Source organism: Rossellomorea sp. H136 (assembly GCF_056838065.1).
On sequence record NZ_CM166371.1, the window covers coordinates 3,178,263 to 3,193,801 of the forward strand.

A 15,539-nucleotide genomic window follows, 5' to 3' on the forward strand; every position below is an offset into this window, starting at 1 on the left:
TATGCACCTCATGGTCCGACTAATTGCCCTTATTATAATGTTGATTCCTGGCGCACTTGCAGCACTGGGGATTAAGTTGATGAGAGATATGTTATTTGGTATTCTGCAGTCACCCATTCCTTATTTATGGCTGCAATTCGTTATCGGGTTGGCATTCTTTATCTGTGGTCTCGGTTTTATTGCGGGATTTGTTTTACACCGTGATCGAAAGCGGAATAAAGTACAGTCCCGATTCACGAAAAAAAGCTAGCGTAATTTTCTACGCTAGCTTTTTTTATGATTTCTTAACTTCAATGCCCGATCAGGAAAGTCCGTCACAATCGCTGAACAGTCAATTCTCAGAAGTCTCTCCATCTGATCTATCTTATTTACCGTATAGGGTCTGACAGCTATCCCATTTTTCATGGCTTCCACAATGATTTCATCGGGTGCAGCCTTTAAATTGGGATGTATCGCTTTCGCCCTGATGGACCTGGCATAAATCCAGGGCATATATAGACCCGATGAGTACAACGGAGCAATCTCAACTGCAGGCTCCAATCGGTAGCAGGCCACGATCGAATAATGATTAAATGAAGAAATGATGATTCGATCCTCAAACCCAAACTCCCTTATCAACCCGATCACTTTTTCTTCAAGGCCCTGATAGTCCATAATGCTGTTTTTCAATTCTATATTACAATGCATATCATTGCCCTTTAACCACTGAAATACCCCTCTCAATGAAGGCACACGATTTTTTTTAAACAGCTTACTTTTAAATTTAAAATTCGCCTGCAGCATTTGTATTTCCTTAAGCGTATAGTCTTTGACAAACCCTTTTCCATTGGTTGTGCGATCAACCGTTTCATCATGAATCACGACGATTTCTCCATCTTTTGTTAGCTGAACATCTAATTCAATACCGTCCGCCCCTACTCTTTCTGCTTCATAAAATGCGTCCATCGTATTTTCCGGGTGAGTCCCGGCTGAGCCACGGTGAGCAAAGATTAGCGTCATGAGTGCACTCCCTTTTCTTAAGTTAATCTAATCCTATATGTACTTTTTTAGCGGTCCTTATGAATGATTGTCTCTACTCATATTATATACTTATTTTAAACCTGCTCAAAGGATGAAACCTTTTAAAAAAAATCCTGAGAAGCTCAGGATTTTTTTATTTCAATTGTAAGGCTGACAACTATTAAAACCAGCAGCATCTTCTTCTGCGGCGACGGTCTTCAATACCTCTTACATCGTCTCTATCACAACGGCGTACAGCTCTACAGAAATCCTCTCCTCTAATAAAGGCTCTTACAGGGACTCTAAAGTCGTCTCTGTCTCTGTCTCTGTCAAATGCACCAAATACATCATCTCTATCACGGAAGCATCCCATTCTCTCACCTCCCTTTAGTTGTTTTTGCATTACATTATATCTTATGTATGACTGGACAAGCCGTTAGGGCGCATCCCTACTTTTGAAAAAAGAGGCGATTGTTACTGAGAAAAAGGAAAAATTTCCGGTTGATGATCTTTAAACCAAAAAACCCCACGAATCCACCTGGGCTCATAGGGTTTTAAATCGTACTATTCTATTATGAAATGATTGTACTAGTCCTTACCCTTTCATGAAGCCATATGCTCCAAACGAAGCTTGTCAGCCACCATGGCAATGAATTCTGAGTTTGTTGGCTTCGCCTTGGACATACTCACTGTGTATCCGAATAAAGAAGAAATGGAATCGATATTCCCTCTGCTCCATGCCACTTCAATTGCGTGACGAATGGCCCGTTCTACTCTTGATGCTGTAGTGTTGTATTTTTTTGCAATATCAGGGTAAAGTACCTTTGTAATTGAACCAAGTAATTCGATATCGTTATAAACCATAGAAATCGCTTCTCTTAAATATAAGTAACCTTTAATATGTGCCGGAACGCCAATTTCGTGGATGATGCTTGTAATACTTGCATCTAAATTTCTTGGTTTCTGCTCTGTATGCATTCTGGATGAGGAAGGTTTTTTGATGATTGAGTTTGATTTACCGCTTACTTGCCTAATGTGACTCACTAGATTTTCCATATCAAATGGCTTTAGGATAAAGTAAGAAGCTCCAAGGTCGACGGCTTTCTTCGTAACATCTTCTTGACCGAAAGCTGTCAGCATAATGACATTAGGAATGCTCTTCTTTTCACGAAGTCGTTCGAGCACAGCGAGCCCGTCCAAATGAGGCATAATAATATCCAATACCAGGACATCAGGATCCACTTCTTCTAACAAATCTAAACAATCTTGGCCATTATGAGCAATTCCTACCACTTCCATATCATTTTGTGAAGCAATATAGTCCTCCAATAATGACGTAAGTTCACGATTATCATCCACAACACATACTTTAATCGATTTCACTACAGGTTTCCTCCTCAATCCTAATTAATTCATCTCTGTAATTTTATTCTAAATTACTTTTTCGACAATGCAACCTAAATTCCTTTTATTTTTGAAAAAAACTTGAAAAATATTATATTTTCTTTGATTTTCTAAAGATTTCTTTATATTTCGACCCCATTCGATATTCACTCATCAGTTTGTCGAATAATCTTTATATTAACAAGTTTAACATGCTCTTGGCAAACCTTCCTTATTTTCTAATGTCCTTCTTCTTGTATCATATCTTACAAATGCTTGTAATGGTTAATTTCTCATAACCCCTTCATAGGATAAAAAAGAACCCTTATAAGCACCCACGATCGGGACTTTAGTAAGGGTTTTCCACTTTTAGCTTGCTCGGTCATGATTTTTCTTGTAAATATCGATTCCTGCTTCACTCAGCATCCATTCAATATGAACGCCATAGCCACTTGTAGGATCATTTACAAACACATGTGTGACAGCTCCAATGACTTTGCCGTTTTGAATAATGGGACTTCCACTCATACCTTGGACGATTCCACCGGTTTTATCCAATAGCTTGGGATCTGTTACTTTCAAAACCATTCCTTTTGTTGCCGGATATTTCTGTGGAATGGTGCTGACAATTTCAATATCATACATTTCTACATCTTTTCCATCTACCACAGTCAATATCTGAGCTGGTCCTTCTTTCACTTGGTGGGAAAGAGCGATAGGCATTGGTTTATCCATTAGATCGTTATCTATGGATTGATTTAATTCACCAAAAATCCCGAATGGACTGTTCCTTGTAATGTTTCCAATTACATTGCGATCAGAAGAAAAACGGGCTAATTTTTCACCTGGTTTTCCGTCCGCCCCTTTTTGAATGGACGTTACTTCTGAATGAACAATTTCACCGTTTTCAACGACAATCGGTTTTTTTGTATCCATATCAGAAATGACATGGCCAAGCGCCCCATACTTCTTGGACTTCGGATCAAAGAACGTCATTGTGCCGATTCCAGCTGCAGAATCACGAATATACAACCCTAATTTATAGTTCTTTTCCCCTTTTTCTTTTAACGGGAGCAATTGAGTTTTAACGGTCTTCTGTTCACGCTTGATCACAACGTCTAAAGATCGGGATTCTTCTCCTGCCTTTTGAACAAAAGGTGCAACATCCGCAAGTTCTTCAATTTTGGTTCCGTTTATTTCTGTAATCATATCCCCTACCTGAATTCCGGCTTTTTCGCCGGGAGACATCTTACCTGCATCTGTTTCAACCAGATGATGACCTACGACTAACACCCCGACAGTATTTAATTTCACCCCGATGGATTGACCACCCGGGATCACCTTGAAATCTTTCAGTACTTCTACATTGACTTTTTTAATGGGTAATCCAGCTAACTCAAATACCACTTCATCCTTGCCTACAGAATTTCCTTGGATTGAGAGCTGACCTTCCTCTTCTTTCAATTGAACATGTTGATTATCAGACGAACCCATCGTCGTAATAGATGCAGCCTTAGGGAGAGCAACTTGATCCCCTTCCATTACCCTTACAGAGTTCGGAGTATTGATAAACTGTTGAACAGGTTTGTAGAAACCAATAAGACAAAGCGAAACAAGGAGAATTCCACCTATACATTTTCTTAACCAATCTAAACTCAATATATTCACTCTCCTCGCTTCTAATCCACACACACTAACTATTGGCTACAGTTTTAATTTTGCCTTTAAAAGCCACATTTATAACTGGTAATCATGAAAAAAAAGCTACCCGAATTGGATAGCTTTTCATGTTTCTTTAATGGAACCTGCTAACTGCAACAATTCCTTTGCATGTTCCAATGTTAAATCTGTAATTTCAACTCCTGAAATCATTCTGGAGATTTCTTTGATCTTTTCCTTCTCTTGAAGACGTTTAACCATTGTGCTCGTTCTGCCGCCTGAAAGTTTTTTCGAAATAAACAAGTGACAATCCGCCATCGCAGCTACTTGTGGTAAGTGAGATATACACATCACCTGGGAATGAATGGCGACCTGATAAATTTTTTCAGCGATGGCTTGTGCCACTCTACCACTCACTCCCGTATCCACCTCATCAAAAATGATGGAGGTAATTCCCTGGTGCTTGGAAAAGATCGTCTTCATGGCTAACATAATGCGGGAAAGTTCTCCACCTGAAGCCACTTTGGACAGCGGCTTTAAAGGCTCCCCTGGATTGGTGGATATGTAAAACTCCACTGTATCCCAACCATCCTTTTTAAAACGATGGAAGGAAAACGATTCATTTTCCCCACTTTTTACAAAACGAACTTCAAACTTCGTTTTATCCATGTAAAGTTGCTTTAACTGCTCATGAATACTTGCGGTTAATTTTTTCGCCCACTGCTTTCTCGTTTGCGACAGATTTCTCGCCTCTAATGATAAGTCTTTCTCAAGTGATTGTAATTTACTTTGTAAATGTTCTACATGGGAATCTTTGTTCATGATGGTTTCAATTTCTTCTTCAATCTTTGAACTATACGCGAGAATTTCTTCTACAGAGGATCCATACTTTCTCTTTAAACCGTTAATCTCGTTCAATCTCGTCTCGATAAGATCCAAACGATTCGGTTCAAATTCCAGTTGATCTAACTCCCCTCTTACTTGTTGAGCAGCATCTTCAAGCATATAAAAAGCATTCGAAACAGATTCCAGGGTCTTATCATATTGAGAATCCACCTCTGCAGCTGTCTCAAGATGACTCATGGCAAGGCCTGTCCAGTCCAGCCCTTTTCTCTCACCTTGAATGCTGTCATAAGAAGTCTGCAGCGCTTCAAAAAGCTTTTCAAAGTTCATAAGCTTCCGCTTCTCTTCCATAAGCTCATCATCTTCGTTTAATTGCAGATCCGCATCATGAATTTCTTTCAGCTGGAACTGAATAAGATCTAATCGATGCGCCATCTCCTGCTCGTTCTCATTAAGCCTGTTTAGTTGCTTATAAATGGAAAGGTACTCCTTGTATACTTCTCCGTAACTCGAGAGACCTGAAGTAATCTCTTTTCCGCCGAATTGATCCAATAAGGAAAGATGCAGGCTTTCATTCATCAGCTCTTGATGCTCATGCTGTCCATGAATATCAATAAGTGAAGCCCCGATTTCCCTCATGATCGCAATCGTCACGAGCTTACCATTGATCCTGCAAACACTTTTCCCTGTACTCGAGATATCCCTTCGAAGGATGATCATGCCTTCTTCGATCTCTATCCCGAAACTCGCAGCTTTTTCCATGCAAGGATGCGTTTCATTATCAAGAATAAATAACCCTTCAATTTCAGCCTTTTTCTCCCCGTGCCGAACGTATTCCGAGGATCCTCTTCCACCAACCAATAAGTGAATGGCATCAATGATAATCGACTTCCCAGCTCCAGTCTCCCCTGATAGAACGGTCAGACCTTCTTCAAAAGAAAGAGAGAGGGATTCAATTATGGCGAAATTTTTGATTGATAGTTCTTGTAGCAAAACATTCACCTCAAATAAAAAGGAACTTTTCCCTCAAACAATTTAAAAGAAAAGCTTCCTATTGGATTTTGTATGAAGGGCTGCTAATACCCAGCCCATTAAATTTGAATTGATCCTACAATTTATAGCATATCTAAAAAACGTTCTGATACAATCTTTGTCTCTTCTTCAGTGCGGCAGATGATCAAACATGTGTCATCTCCACAAATGGTTCCCAAAATCTCTTCCCAGTCCAAGTTATCAATTAAAGCACCGATAGCATTTGCATTACCAGGTAGAGTCTTCATGACCAGCATATGCCCGGCCTGGTCCACTTTGACAAACGCATCCGTCAGGGTACGCTTAAGTTTTTGCAGAGGATTAAAGCGCTGATCAGCAGGCAGACTATATTTGTATCTGCCATCCATCAACGGCACTTTAACTAAATGCAATTCTTTAATATCCCTCGACACGGTAGCCTGGGTCACATTAAAGCCAGCATTCTTAAGACTTTCCACGAGCTCATCCTGTGTTTCCACATCTCTATTCGTAATGATTTCTCTGATTTTTATATGTCTTTGCCCTTTGTTCATCATAGAACATACACCTCTTACATTTGATTAAAACCTGTATAAATATACCTCTACGCTTATGTTAGCCTATTTTGTATGGAAGTACAATAAAAAAGAAAAGCGGAGGCGGCTTGGGTAGGTCCGACAAGCATATGGTAACCCCTTAGAAGCTTCGAATAGTGTAGTTCAGAAAATATTATCGACTTTCCTTCTAGCCCATTGTCAACATTCATTTAAAGCCCTTCCCATATGAAAAAAGCCACCCTTCAAAAAAGAGCAGCCCATTCCTTATTGCGAATTCGCTTTTAACTGATTATGTGCTTCCTCTATAACCTCATCCGGCGTATTCCTTAAGAAAGACTCCCCTCTACCTGCATCCCCGGACCATTTAAGATGGATCAGGAATTCGATATTCCCATCTCCTCCTGTAATAGGGGAATAGGACAAACCGGCGATATCATAGCCTTCTTTAGTAGCCAGCGTCATAATCTTCTCGATCACCATTTTGTGCACGGACGGATCCCTTACAATTCCTTTTTTCCCGACTTGATTCTTACCTGCTTCGAACTGTGGCTTAATTAAAGCGATACAGTCCCCACCCGGCACCAATAGGGTTTTAAGGACAGGTAAAATGAGTGAAAGGGAAATAAAGGACACATCAATGGATGCGAAACTCGGCATTTCACCTTGTAAATCAGCCGGCGTTACGTAGCGGAAGTTGGTTCTTTCCATCACGACGACCCTCTCATCCTGTCTAAGCTTCCAGGCAAGCTGATTATACCCTACATCAAGTGCATAGGACATCTTTGCACCGTTTTGCAGAGCACAATCGGTAAATCCTCCAGTAGACGCCCCGATATCAATCATCACTTTATCGTTGACGTCTACATCAAAGACTTGTAAAGCCTTTTCCAGCTTTAAGCCTCCCCGGCTGACATATGGGATCACTTTTCCTTTCATCGTCAGTGGGATGTCTTCACTCACTTTTTCCCCAGGCTTGTCCAATCTCACTTCATTTGAGTAAACAAGTCCTGCCATGACAGCTCGTTTTGCTTTTTCTCTTGTATCGATTAATCCTCGTTCTACCAGGAGTACATCTACGCGTTGTTTTTTTACTTTCATCATTAAGCCCTTTTTTGTTTTTTTGGTGTTATGGTTAAAATACGGTCTACGACATTTTCTTTAGTCATGCCGATTTCGTTCAGCAATTCCTTCACGCTTCCATGCTCGATGAAGTAATCGGGAATTCCTATGCGGTCAATCACAGCGTTATGGTACCCCTGTTCTTGTGCGAACTCAAGAACACCGCTTCCGAATCCCCCTTGGAGAACCGCCTCTTCTATCGTTAAAATAGGCATTTCTTCTCCAAGGATACTCTTTAACATCGCTTCGTCCATTGGTTTAATGAATCTCGCATTCACGACCCTAACGGAAAGCCCTTGTTTCTCAAGCTCCTCCGCCGCTTCCATCGCCATTGGGATCGTGGTACCAAACGTCAGGATAGCAGCATCTTTACCCTGCTTTAACACATCCCATTTTCCGATTGGAATGTTTTTCAGCTCTGAATCCATTGGCACTCCATATCCGTTTCCACGAGGATAACGTAACGCAATTGGACCATCATTATACTGTAGAGCCGTATTGACAAGGTGTTGACCTTCATTTTCGTCCTTCGGCATCATGATCACCATATTCGGTAAATGCCTTAAAAAGGCAATATCGAATACACCTTGATGCGTTTCACCATCGGCACCGACTAATCCGGCACGGTCAATCCCGATGAAGACATTTAAGTTTTGTCGGCAAATATCGTGAACCACTTGATCATACGCTCTTTGCAGGAATGTTGAATAAATAGCCAGGAATGGCTTCATATCCTGGGTGGCAAGACCCGCTGCAACAGTAGTGGCATGCTGCTCGGCAATCCCTACATCAAACATTCGATCGGGGAATTCTTCAGCGAATCCAAGCAGTTTGGACCCTACCGGCATGGCTGGAGTGATCGCGACAATTCGTTCATCCTCACGGGCAATTCTTCTGACGGTCTCACTTACAAGCCCACTCCAGGATGGTGGTGCATTTATAGGTTTAATTAGGTCTCCTGTGTCAATCTTGTATGGACCTGTACCATGCCATGTGCCCTGCTTGTCTGATTCCGCAGGATGAAACCCTTTTCCTTTTTTCGTTATGACGTGTAAGAGGACAGGACCTTTTGTTTTCTTCGCATACTGGATGTTTTCAGATAAATCATTATAATCGTGGCCATCGATTGGCCCAAGATAAGTAAATCCTAATTCTTCAAAGAACATACCTGAAACGAATAGGTACTTTAAACTGTCTTTTACCCGCTCAGCCGTACTTGCTAATTTTCCGCCGACCGCAGGGATTCGTTTAAGAATGTATTCCATTTCATCCTTCACCCAGTTGTACTTCCCAGCAGTGCGCAACCGGCCAAGAACACTGTGAAGGGCTCCAACATTTGGGGCAATGGACATTTCATTATCATTTAAAACAACGATCATATCTTTCTTTTCATGACCGATGTGGTTAAGTGCCTCGAGTGCCATACCGCCCGTTAAAGCACCATCTCCGATCACAGGGATGATGTATGAATCTTCTTTTTTGACATCCCTTGCGATTGCCATACCCATGGCTGCGGATAGTGAAGTAGAGCTATGTCCCGTTTCCCATACATCATGCTCGCTTTCATTACGTTTAGGGAAACCACATAACCCTTTGTATTGTCTCAACGTATCAAACTGACAAGCACGGCCAGTCAAGATCTTATGTACATACGACTGATGACCAACATCCCAAAGGATTTTATCTTTTGGACTTGAGAAATGCTTATGAAGGGCAACTGTTAATTCGACCACCCCTAAGTTAGGACCAATATGACCGCCAGTCTTAGATAAATTCTTTATTAAGAAATGACGAATCTCTTGACTGAGCTCTTCTAATTGTTCATTCGACATGTTTTTAAGAAAAGAAGGCTCCTTTATTGATAATAAATCCATGGGGTCCACTCACTTTCATCACTAAATATTTTGTTTCGCACGTTTGTAACGTTTTTTCTTGTTTTTATCTTTTTTATCTTTAATCACTACGATGTGAAATCGATCTTCAAAAAATTGTAGAACTTTACCAACTCTAAATATTATATCCTTAGAATAGGTGATAGCAAACGTTTTTCCAAGCGCTTTGCCTCCGACGGTCAAGGAAGCTATGATACTTGTCAGTGTTACGCTTACAATATATTCCCTCAAAGAGCCGCCTTCAAGCTGAAAAGATACGGCTAATTGTATAATGACAATAGCTGACGCAGTACCACTTATAATCCCTGAAATATCGCCGATTACGTCGTTACAGAAGCTCGCGAACCTGTCTGCATTCCGGACGATTTTGATTGAATAACGTGCACCATATACTTTTTTGGCCGCCATAGCATGAAAAGGGGTTTCATCAGCGGCTGTTGCAGCAATCCCCAGCATATCAAAGAAGATCCCGATAAAGACAATGATTAACACAACAACCAGTCCTGTATACCAGGCGACTCCATTTAATACCATATTTGATGTAACTGAAAAAATAGCCGCTAACACAAATGTGATAACGGCAATGCTGACACTCCACTTTATTGAGTTTTTCATTGTTTCATTCATTATCGTTTAAACACACCGTTTCTATTGTGTAAATATTATCAATGCTATGTAATTGGATGGTCATATAAAGAGTAAAAATTGCAGCTTAGGTCCAGTAGGTTTTCCCAATCAGATACCGGATGTTGCCATACCGGCGGTTTCCCTTTAAACCCGACTTAGCCGCGTCACCACAAGCTAGACTGGATTACCACTTAGTCCGCACTATAATCCTCTTTATATGTCCGAATATGAACAGTCTAGGAGTTTTCCTCAACAGCCCTTAACGCAATCCTTAGCCTCTTTTGCAAAGAGGATTTCATATGGGCGAAAAAGCACATATCAATGGCCAACTGATGTGTACCTTGTAACCATAATCCCCTCTCTCTTCACTCAAGGCAGGCTACGCTGCTAGTGAATCATCACATCGCAGGTTCATACTTTGTTCTTATTGCATATGCTTATGCCAGCATAAGAAACAAAGCCTCCGCGGCTTGCGGGTCAACGCCCACATGCCATTGTGGATCGCCCTCAAGCCTTACTCCCAGATATGACCCAAGGCTGGGCGCCTCAAGCCAATTCCAGGAACTTCATCGATGTGCCCTTTAGTGGATTTTTAGGCCCACCTTCAGGATTGGTGGACTGACTAGAATACTGCACCACCCAAATATTTATTCTAGAGATATTATAACATATGTTAAATAATTTGCTCAAACATAGAATGGTTTTAATGATTCCGGGCAACGATTAATTGGGCAATTTCGGTAAGGATACTGGAATCAATTGTGATTTGATCAAGTGAGTATAACGCTTCGTTCAAGTGAAAGTGAAGCTTTTCCTTAGCTCCTCCTATAGTCAAGAGACTTGGATATGTACTCTTATGTTTCGATTCGTCGCTCCCCACTGGCTTTCCAATAATTTCTTCGGAGCCCTCAATATCAAGAATGTCATCCTGAATTTGAAAGGCAAGGCCAATATGATAAGCAAATTGCTTTAGTAATTCCAACTGCTCTTCCGACGCCTCAGAGATAATCCCGCCTGCCAATACACTAAACGTCAGTAACTTACCTGTTTTATGCTCATGAATGCTTTCGAGTTCTTTTACAATAAGCTTCTTATTTTCCCCTTCAATATCCGCTACTTGCCCACCAACCATGCCTTCCGGTCCGGCACACTTTGTTAAAAGACTGATGAGCCTTAACTTAATATCACTTGTAAGGCCCTTGTCCTCTGCGATCATTTGAAAACTGTAGGTTAGTAAAGCGTCACCGGCTAAAATCGCCATCGCTTCACCAAACATTTTATGATTGGTCGGCTTACCTCTTCTCAAATCATCATCATCCATGGCAGGAAGATCGTCATGAATCAAGGAATAGGTATGAATCATTTCAAGGGCAGACGCAGTGTTTACCCCGAGTAAAGGGTCCTTGTTAAAGGCTTTGATCGTTGCTAAAAGGAGGATGGGACGAATTCTCTTTCCACCTGCTTGCAAAGAATAGATCATAGCATTCTTCAAGTTAGAGGGCATAAATAGGCTGCCTACAGTCTCGACCATATGGTTGGTGATCAATTCTCCATGCTGTTGTTGAAATTCTTTCAGATCAACGTGAGGATTCACCCTTTATTCCTCCTCATCCAGATCGAAGGCTTTTTCCCCTTCATCTGTCATCATTTTCGTTAATTGGTTTTCTGCTTTTTGCAACGTATCATGACAGTATTTCGAAAGATCCATTCCTTTTTGATAGAACTCTAACGCTTTCTCCAATGGAACTTCTCCTTCTTCTAATTTCTCAACAATCTCTTCCAGTTGTTCCATAGCTGTTTCAAATGATAGTTCTTCTTTAGACTTTGCCATTATTTTCACGCTCCTCAACGGATTCAACTTCGCAATGTATTTTTCCATCCCTTACATTTATCTCGAGACGGTCACCAACTTTGACTTGCTTGGATGATTTGATCAATGTATCTTTTTCCTGATAAACCAGGCTGTACCCCCTGTCCATGATCTTTAAAGGACTGAGGGCATGCAAGGTAGAGAGGGAAGAACTGAAACGATTGTTCTTTTCCTTCAGTACCTGCTTAAATTGCTTTTCTACCCTCGACTTCATAAATAAGACTCTCTCGTGCTGAATGGTAATGAGTTGTGAAGGATGCACACGTTGAAGTCTTGAGTGAAGTTGGGTTAATTGGTCACGGTTTTGTCTCACATGCAAGCTTATATTTTTCTGCAACTGGTCGGTCAGCCGGTCGACGGTTTCAATTTTTTGTTGATACAGATTACGCGGGTTTCTTAAAGCGTAGGATTTCATTAAACTATTTAAGCGGCTGCGCTCACTTTGAAGCTTAGTCTTGAACGCTTTGATCAGTAGTAATTTACGATTCATGATTCTTTCCAGCAAATCATCAATGTGGGGAACCGCAAATTCTCCCGCAGCTGTTGGTGTAGGGGCTCTTAGATCGGCTACGAAGTCAGCTATCGTAAAGTCTGTCTCATGTCCGACAGCAGAAATAACTGGAACTTTTGAATCAACGATGGCTTTGGCCACGATTTCTTCGTTAAACGCCCATAATTCTTCAATCGAACCACCGCCACGGCCGATAATCATTACATCTATATCTCCCAAATCGTTTACCTTTCTCATTGCTCCGGTAATCGATCCTGCCGCTTGCTCCCCTTGAACCAAAGCAGGGAAAATGAGGATTTCCCCAATTGGATATCGTCTTTTAATGGTTGTAATAATGTCTCTGATGGCAGCACCTGTTGGAGATGTCACAACGGCAATTCGCTTTGGAAACTTAGGAATCACACGTTTCCGGCTTTGATCGAAATAGCCTGCTTTCTCGAGCTTCTCTTTCAACTGCTCATAGGCCAGATACAGCTCACCAATTCCGTCAGGCTGCATCTCTTTTACATAGATCTGATATTGCCCGCCTGATTCGTAAACGGAAATATCTCCCCTGATCAACACATTCATTCCATTTTCAGGTCTGAATTTCAGTGATTGATTGTTACTTAAAAACATGACAGACAAGATACGGGCTTTTTCGTCTTTCAAGGTAAAGTACATATGGCCGCTTGAATGTCTTTTGAAATTAGAAATTTCCCCCCGTACGAATAGATTGGATAAATGGGGATCTCTATCGAATTTGCGCTTTATGTATTTTGTCAGAGCTTGTACCGTTAAATAACGTGATTGATCGAGTTCCATGCTCAAGTGACTCCTTTGTTTCTTGCAATTTGTAAAGGCTTTTATATGTAGGAATACGGAAAGGGACCAGCGATTAGCTGTCCCTTTCCGTTTTATGTTACCTATAGTGTACTATTTTTTAACCGTTTTGGCGATTGGCAAGAGCCCATTCTGCAGATTTCACTGTATTGTACAATAACATCGTAATGGTCATAGGGCCGACACCACCAGGGACCGGTGTGATTTTTCCAGCCTTTTCCTTCACTTCTGAGAAATTCACATCCCCACAAAGTGCACCGTTTTCATCACGGTTCATTCCGACGTCAATGACAACGGCTCCAGGCTTAATATCTTCTGAGCCGATTAAATTCGCCTTTCCTACCGCAGATACGATAATATCAGCCTGCTTTGTGTAGGATGACATATTCTTTGTTTTCGAATGACAATACGTAACCGTCGCATTTCGATTCAAGAATAAGTGACCTGCCGGCTTTCCGACAATATTACTTCTTCCTAAAATCACGACATGTTTACCTTCTACTGAAATGTTTTCATATTCAAGCATCTTCATGATTCCAAGCGGCGTACAGGAATAAAAGGTATCTTGGTTTGTCACCATTTTCCCAATGGATACGGGATGAAACCCGTCCACATCTTTATATGGAGAAATCGTTTCAATCACGGTTATTGGATTAATTTGCTCAGGGAGAGGCAGTTGAACAAGAATGCCATGAATATGGCTCTGTTCATTTAACTCTTCAATTTTATTCAGCAGTTCATCTTGAGTCAAACTGGATTCATATTGATAAAGCTCTGAATGAATGCCCAGGTTACTGCACGCTTTTCTCTTCATTTTGACATATGAATGAGAAGCATGGTTGTCTCCTACCAGGATGACAGCCAATCCTGGAGTGGCATCCTTTTCCTTAAGCTCCTCGACCTGACTTTTTAATTGTTCACGATAATGACCCGCAATGAGTTTGCCATCAATTATAGAAGCTGACATTCCACTCGACCCCTAACATTGTTAAGATTGACTTACCTTTGAAAGAACACCATTGATAAACTTGCTTGATTGATCATCTCCAAAGATCTTTGCAATTTCAACTGCTTCGTTAATGACTACTTTATTCGGAACATCTTCCACAAACAGCAGTTCATACACTCCTAAACGTAAAATGTTACGATCTACTTTTGCCAGACGGTCAAATGACCATTTCTCAAGGTTTTCACGAATGTGTCCATCAATACGTTCCTGATTCTCAATGAACCCGAGAACAAGCTGTTGAAGATAGGCATCCATCTTTTCCTCTTCCTCCAGCACATTGGTTAACGCAACTTCCGGCTCAATCCCACTCATATCTATTTGAAATAACGCTTGTAAGGCCTTTTCACGAGCAACTCTTCTCTTCATCTTATATTTACTCCTTTTAATCCATCAATTTTCATACCTTTGATAATAGCACAAACTAAGGGTAATACGCACGTGTATGTAAAAAAATCAATATTCTGACAGAAAAGCGGAGGGGGGTTGATCAGGCCCGACAAGCATTTCTGGGAAATCCGTGAAGGCGTTCTTTGCCTTTGGGGATTTCCCAGAAATGACCTCGAGGGACTACCCGCCGGAGCTGGACAATCAGAAAAGCGGAGCCGACTGGGTTGGCCCGACAAGCATAAGATGAATGGGCCGGGAAGGCGTTCTTTGCCTTCATGGACCATTTAGCTTATGACCTCGAGGGACAAGGAGGCGGAGCTGGACAAATCGAAAAGCGGAGGGGCTTTGCCCAGAGGCGACAAGCATAAGACGAACCGACACACAAAAAAAGAACGGCCCCCTAAAGGACCGTCCCTCTTCTACATTTCGTCGTCAATTTCAGCTTCGAATTTTTGATTCTCAAATTGGACGCCAACGATATGAACATTTACTTCATCTGCTTCAAGAGCAGTCATGTTAAGCAGGGCTTGACGAATGTTATCCTGGATTTTTTGAGCCACTGTCGGAATGGCTACACCGAATTTCATGATGCAATAGACATCCACGATGATTCCTTCCTCTGCAAGCTCCACTTTGACACCTTTACCGTGGTTTTTCTTGCCGAGACGCTCGACGACACCTGTTGCGAAGTTACCACGCATTTGTGATACGCCTTCTACTTCTGAAGCAGCGATACCTGCAATTACTTCAATCACTTCAGGTGCGATTTCAATCTTCCCAAGGCCGTCTTTACCGTGAGACATTTGTAAAAGGTTTTGATTTTCCGCCATGTAAGGCACCTCCTGAATTC

16 protein-coding genes are annotated in these 15,539 nt (G+C 41.4%); 1 reads left to right on the forward strand and 15 read right to left on the reverse strand.

Annotated elements, in window-relative coordinates; translation table 11 throughout:
• Positions 1-10 precede the first annotated feature (10 nt).
• Positions 11-250 (forward strand): DUF2627 domain-containing protein, encoded by a 240-nt coding sequence (locus ACYH0O_RS16265; RefSeq protein ID WP_149157731.1) that lies wholly within the window; start codon positions 11-13, stop codon positions 248-250.
• A gap of 14 nt (positions 251-264) precedes the next feature.
• Here ACYH0O_RS16265 and ACYH0O_RS16270 read toward each other — a convergent pair whose 3' ends face one another.
• The 15 genes from ACYH0O_RS16270 to ACYH0O_RS16340 form a co-directional block, all read right to left on the reverse strand.
• Complete coding sequence (locus ACYH0O_RS16270) at positions 265-999, reverse strand: glycerophosphodiester phosphodiesterase (protein WP_482629534.1); 735 nt, start codon at positions 997-999, stop codon at positions 265-267.
• Positions 1,000-1,180: 181 nt separating this feature from the next.
• Positions 1,181-1,372, reverse strand: a complete 192-nt coding sequence (locus tag ACYH0O_RS16275; RefSeq protein WP_482629535.1) for a hypothetical protein — start codon at positions 1,370-1,372, stop codon at positions 1,181-1,183.
• Positions 1,373-1,602: 230 nt separating this feature from the next.
• A complete protein-coding gene (gene spo0A, locus ACYH0O_RS16280; protein WP_299738282.1) occupies positions 1,603-2,382 on the reverse strand; it encodes a sporulation transcription factor Spo0A in 780 nt (259 codons plus the stop codon).
• A 369-nt stretch (positions 2,383-2,751) separates the two neighbouring features.
• Entirely contained in the window at positions 2,752-4,041 is a 1,290-nt protein-coding gene (gene spoIVB / locus ACYH0O_RS16285; RefSeq protein WP_482629536.1) for a SpoIVB peptidase, read from the reverse strand.
• Between the two features lie 126 nt (positions 4,042-4,167).
• Positions 4,168-5,877, reverse strand: coding sequence for a DNA repair protein RecN (gene recN / locus ACYH0O_RS16290; protein WP_482629537.1), 1,710 nt, complete (start codon positions 5,875-5,877; stop codon positions 4,168-4,170).
• A gap of 122 nt (positions 5,878-5,999) precedes the next feature.
• The gene (gene ahrC, locus ACYH0O_RS16295) at positions 6,000-6,449 is read right to left on the reverse strand and encodes a transcriptional regulator AhrC/ArgR (protein ID WP_044340153.1); all 450 of its coding nucleotides are present in this window, start codon (positions 6,447-6,449) and stop codon (positions 6,000-6,002) included.
• Between the two features lie 267 nt (positions 6,450-6,716).
• Positions 6,717-7,550, reverse strand: a complete 834-nt coding sequence (locus ACYH0O_RS16300) for a TlyA family RNA methyltransferase (RefSeq protein ID WP_482632590.1) — start codon at positions 7,548-7,550, stop codon at positions 6,717-6,719.
• Between the two features lie 2 nt (positions 7,551-7,552).
• Positions 7,553-9,445 (reverse strand): 1-deoxy-D-xylulose-5-phosphate synthase, encoded by a 1,893-nt coding sequence (gene dxs / locus ACYH0O_RS16305; protein WP_482629538.1) that lies wholly within the window; start codon positions 9,443-9,445, stop codon positions 7,553-7,555.
• 21 nt (positions 9,446-9,466) lie between these two features.
• Complete coding sequence (locus tag ACYH0O_RS16310; protein WP_148969579.1) at positions 9,467-10,090, reverse strand: CNNM metal transporter family protein; 624 nt, start codon at positions 10,088-10,090, stop codon at positions 9,467-9,469.
• Between the two features lie 703 nt (positions 10,091-10,793).
• Complete coding sequence (locus tag ACYH0O_RS16315) at positions 10,794-11,666, reverse strand: polyprenyl synthetase family protein (protein WP_482632591.1); 873 nt, start codon at positions 11,664-11,666, stop codon at positions 10,794-10,796.
• A 21-nt stretch (positions 11,667-11,687) separates the two neighbouring features.
• On the reverse strand, positions 11,688-11,921 hold the full coding sequence (gene xseB, locus ACYH0O_RS16320) for an exodeoxyribonuclease VII small subunit (RefSeq protein WP_148969580.1): 234 nt from the start codon (positions 11,919-11,921) through the stop codon (positions 11,688-11,690).
• A complete protein-coding gene (xseA, locus tag ACYH0O_RS16325) occupies positions 11,908-13,275 on the reverse strand; it encodes an exodeoxyribonuclease VII large subunit (protein WP_482629539.1) in 1,368 nt (455 codons plus the stop codon). The genes xseB and xseA overlap by 14 nt, the downstream gene beginning before the upstream one ends.
• A gap of 118 nt (positions 13,276-13,393) precedes the next feature.
• Positions 13,394-14,260 carry a bifunctional methylenetetrahydrofolate dehydrogenase/methenyltetrahydrofolate cyclohydrolase FolD gene (gene folD / locus ACYH0O_RS16330; RefSeq protein WP_149157738.1) on the reverse strand — a complete coding sequence of 289 codons (867 nt, stop codon included), beginning with the start codon at positions 14,258-14,260 and terminating at the stop codon, positions 13,394-13,396.
• 21 nt (positions 14,261-14,281) lie between these two features.
• Positions 14,282-14,668 (reverse strand): transcription antitermination factor NusB, encoded by a 387-nt coding sequence (gene nusB / locus ACYH0O_RS16335; RefSeq protein ID WP_149157739.1) that lies wholly within the window; start codon positions 14,666-14,668, stop codon positions 14,282-14,284.
• Positions 14,669-15,108: 440 nt separating this feature from the next.
• Positions 15,109-15,519, reverse strand: coding sequence for an Asp23/Gls24 family envelope stress response protein (locus tag ACYH0O_RS16340; RefSeq protein WP_149157740.1), 411 nt, complete (start codon positions 15,517-15,519; stop codon positions 15,109-15,111).
• Between the last annotated feature and the right edge of the window lie 20 nt (positions 15,520-15,539).

What these genes read in the sequence shown, in the direction of transcription:
- ahrC (WP_044340153.1), bottom strand. Translation starts at nt 6,449, where the DNA reads ATGAACAAAGGGCAAAGACATATAAAAATCAGAGAAATCATTACGAAT.
- folD (WP_149157738.1), bottom strand. Translation starts at nt 14,260, where the DNA reads ATGTCAGCTTCTATAATTGATGGCAAACTCATTGCGGGTCATTATCGT.
- nusB (WP_149157739.1), bottom strand. Translation starts at nt 14,668, where the DNA reads ATGAAGAGAAGAGTTGCTCGTGAAAAGGCCTTACAAGCGTTATTTCAA.
- ACYH0O_RS16275 (WP_482629535.1), bottom strand. Translation starts at nt 1,372, where the DNA reads ATGGGATGCTTCCGTGATAGAGATGATGTATTTGGTGCATTTGACAGA.
- xseB (WP_148969580.1), bottom strand. Translation starts at nt 11,921, where the DNA reads ATGGCAAAGTCTAAAGAAGAACTATCATTTGAAACAGCTATGGAACAA.
- ACYH0O_RS16340 (WP_149157740.1), bottom strand. Translation starts at nt 15,519, where the DNA reads ATGGCGGAAAATCAAAACCTTTTACAAATGTCTCACGGTAAAGACGGC.
- ACYH0O_RS16310 (WP_148969579.1), bottom strand. Translation starts at nt 10,090, where the DNA reads ATGAATGAAACAATGAAAAACTCAATAAAGTGGAGTGTCAGCATTGCC.
- xseA (WP_482629539.1), bottom strand. Translation starts at nt 13,275, where the DNA reads ATGGAACTCGATCAATCACGTTATTTAACGGTACAAGCTCTGACAAAA.
- ACYH0O_RS16270 (WP_482629534.1), bottom strand. Translation starts at nt 999, where the DNA reads ATGACGCTAATCTTTGCTCACCGTGGCTCAGCCGGGACTCACCCGGAA.
- ACYH0O_RS16300 (WP_482632590.1), bottom strand. Translation starts at nt 7,550, where the DNA reads ATGAAAGTAAAAAAACAACGCGTAGATGTACTCCTGGTAGAACGAGGA.
- ACYH0O_RS16265 (WP_149157731.1), top strand. Translation starts at nt 11, where the DNA reads ATGGTCCGACTAATTGCCCTTATTATAATGTTGATTCCTGGCGCACTT.
- dxs (WP_482629538.1), bottom strand. Translation starts at nt 9,445, where the DNA reads ATGGATTTATTATCAATAAAGGAGCCTTCTTTTCTTAAAAACATGTCG.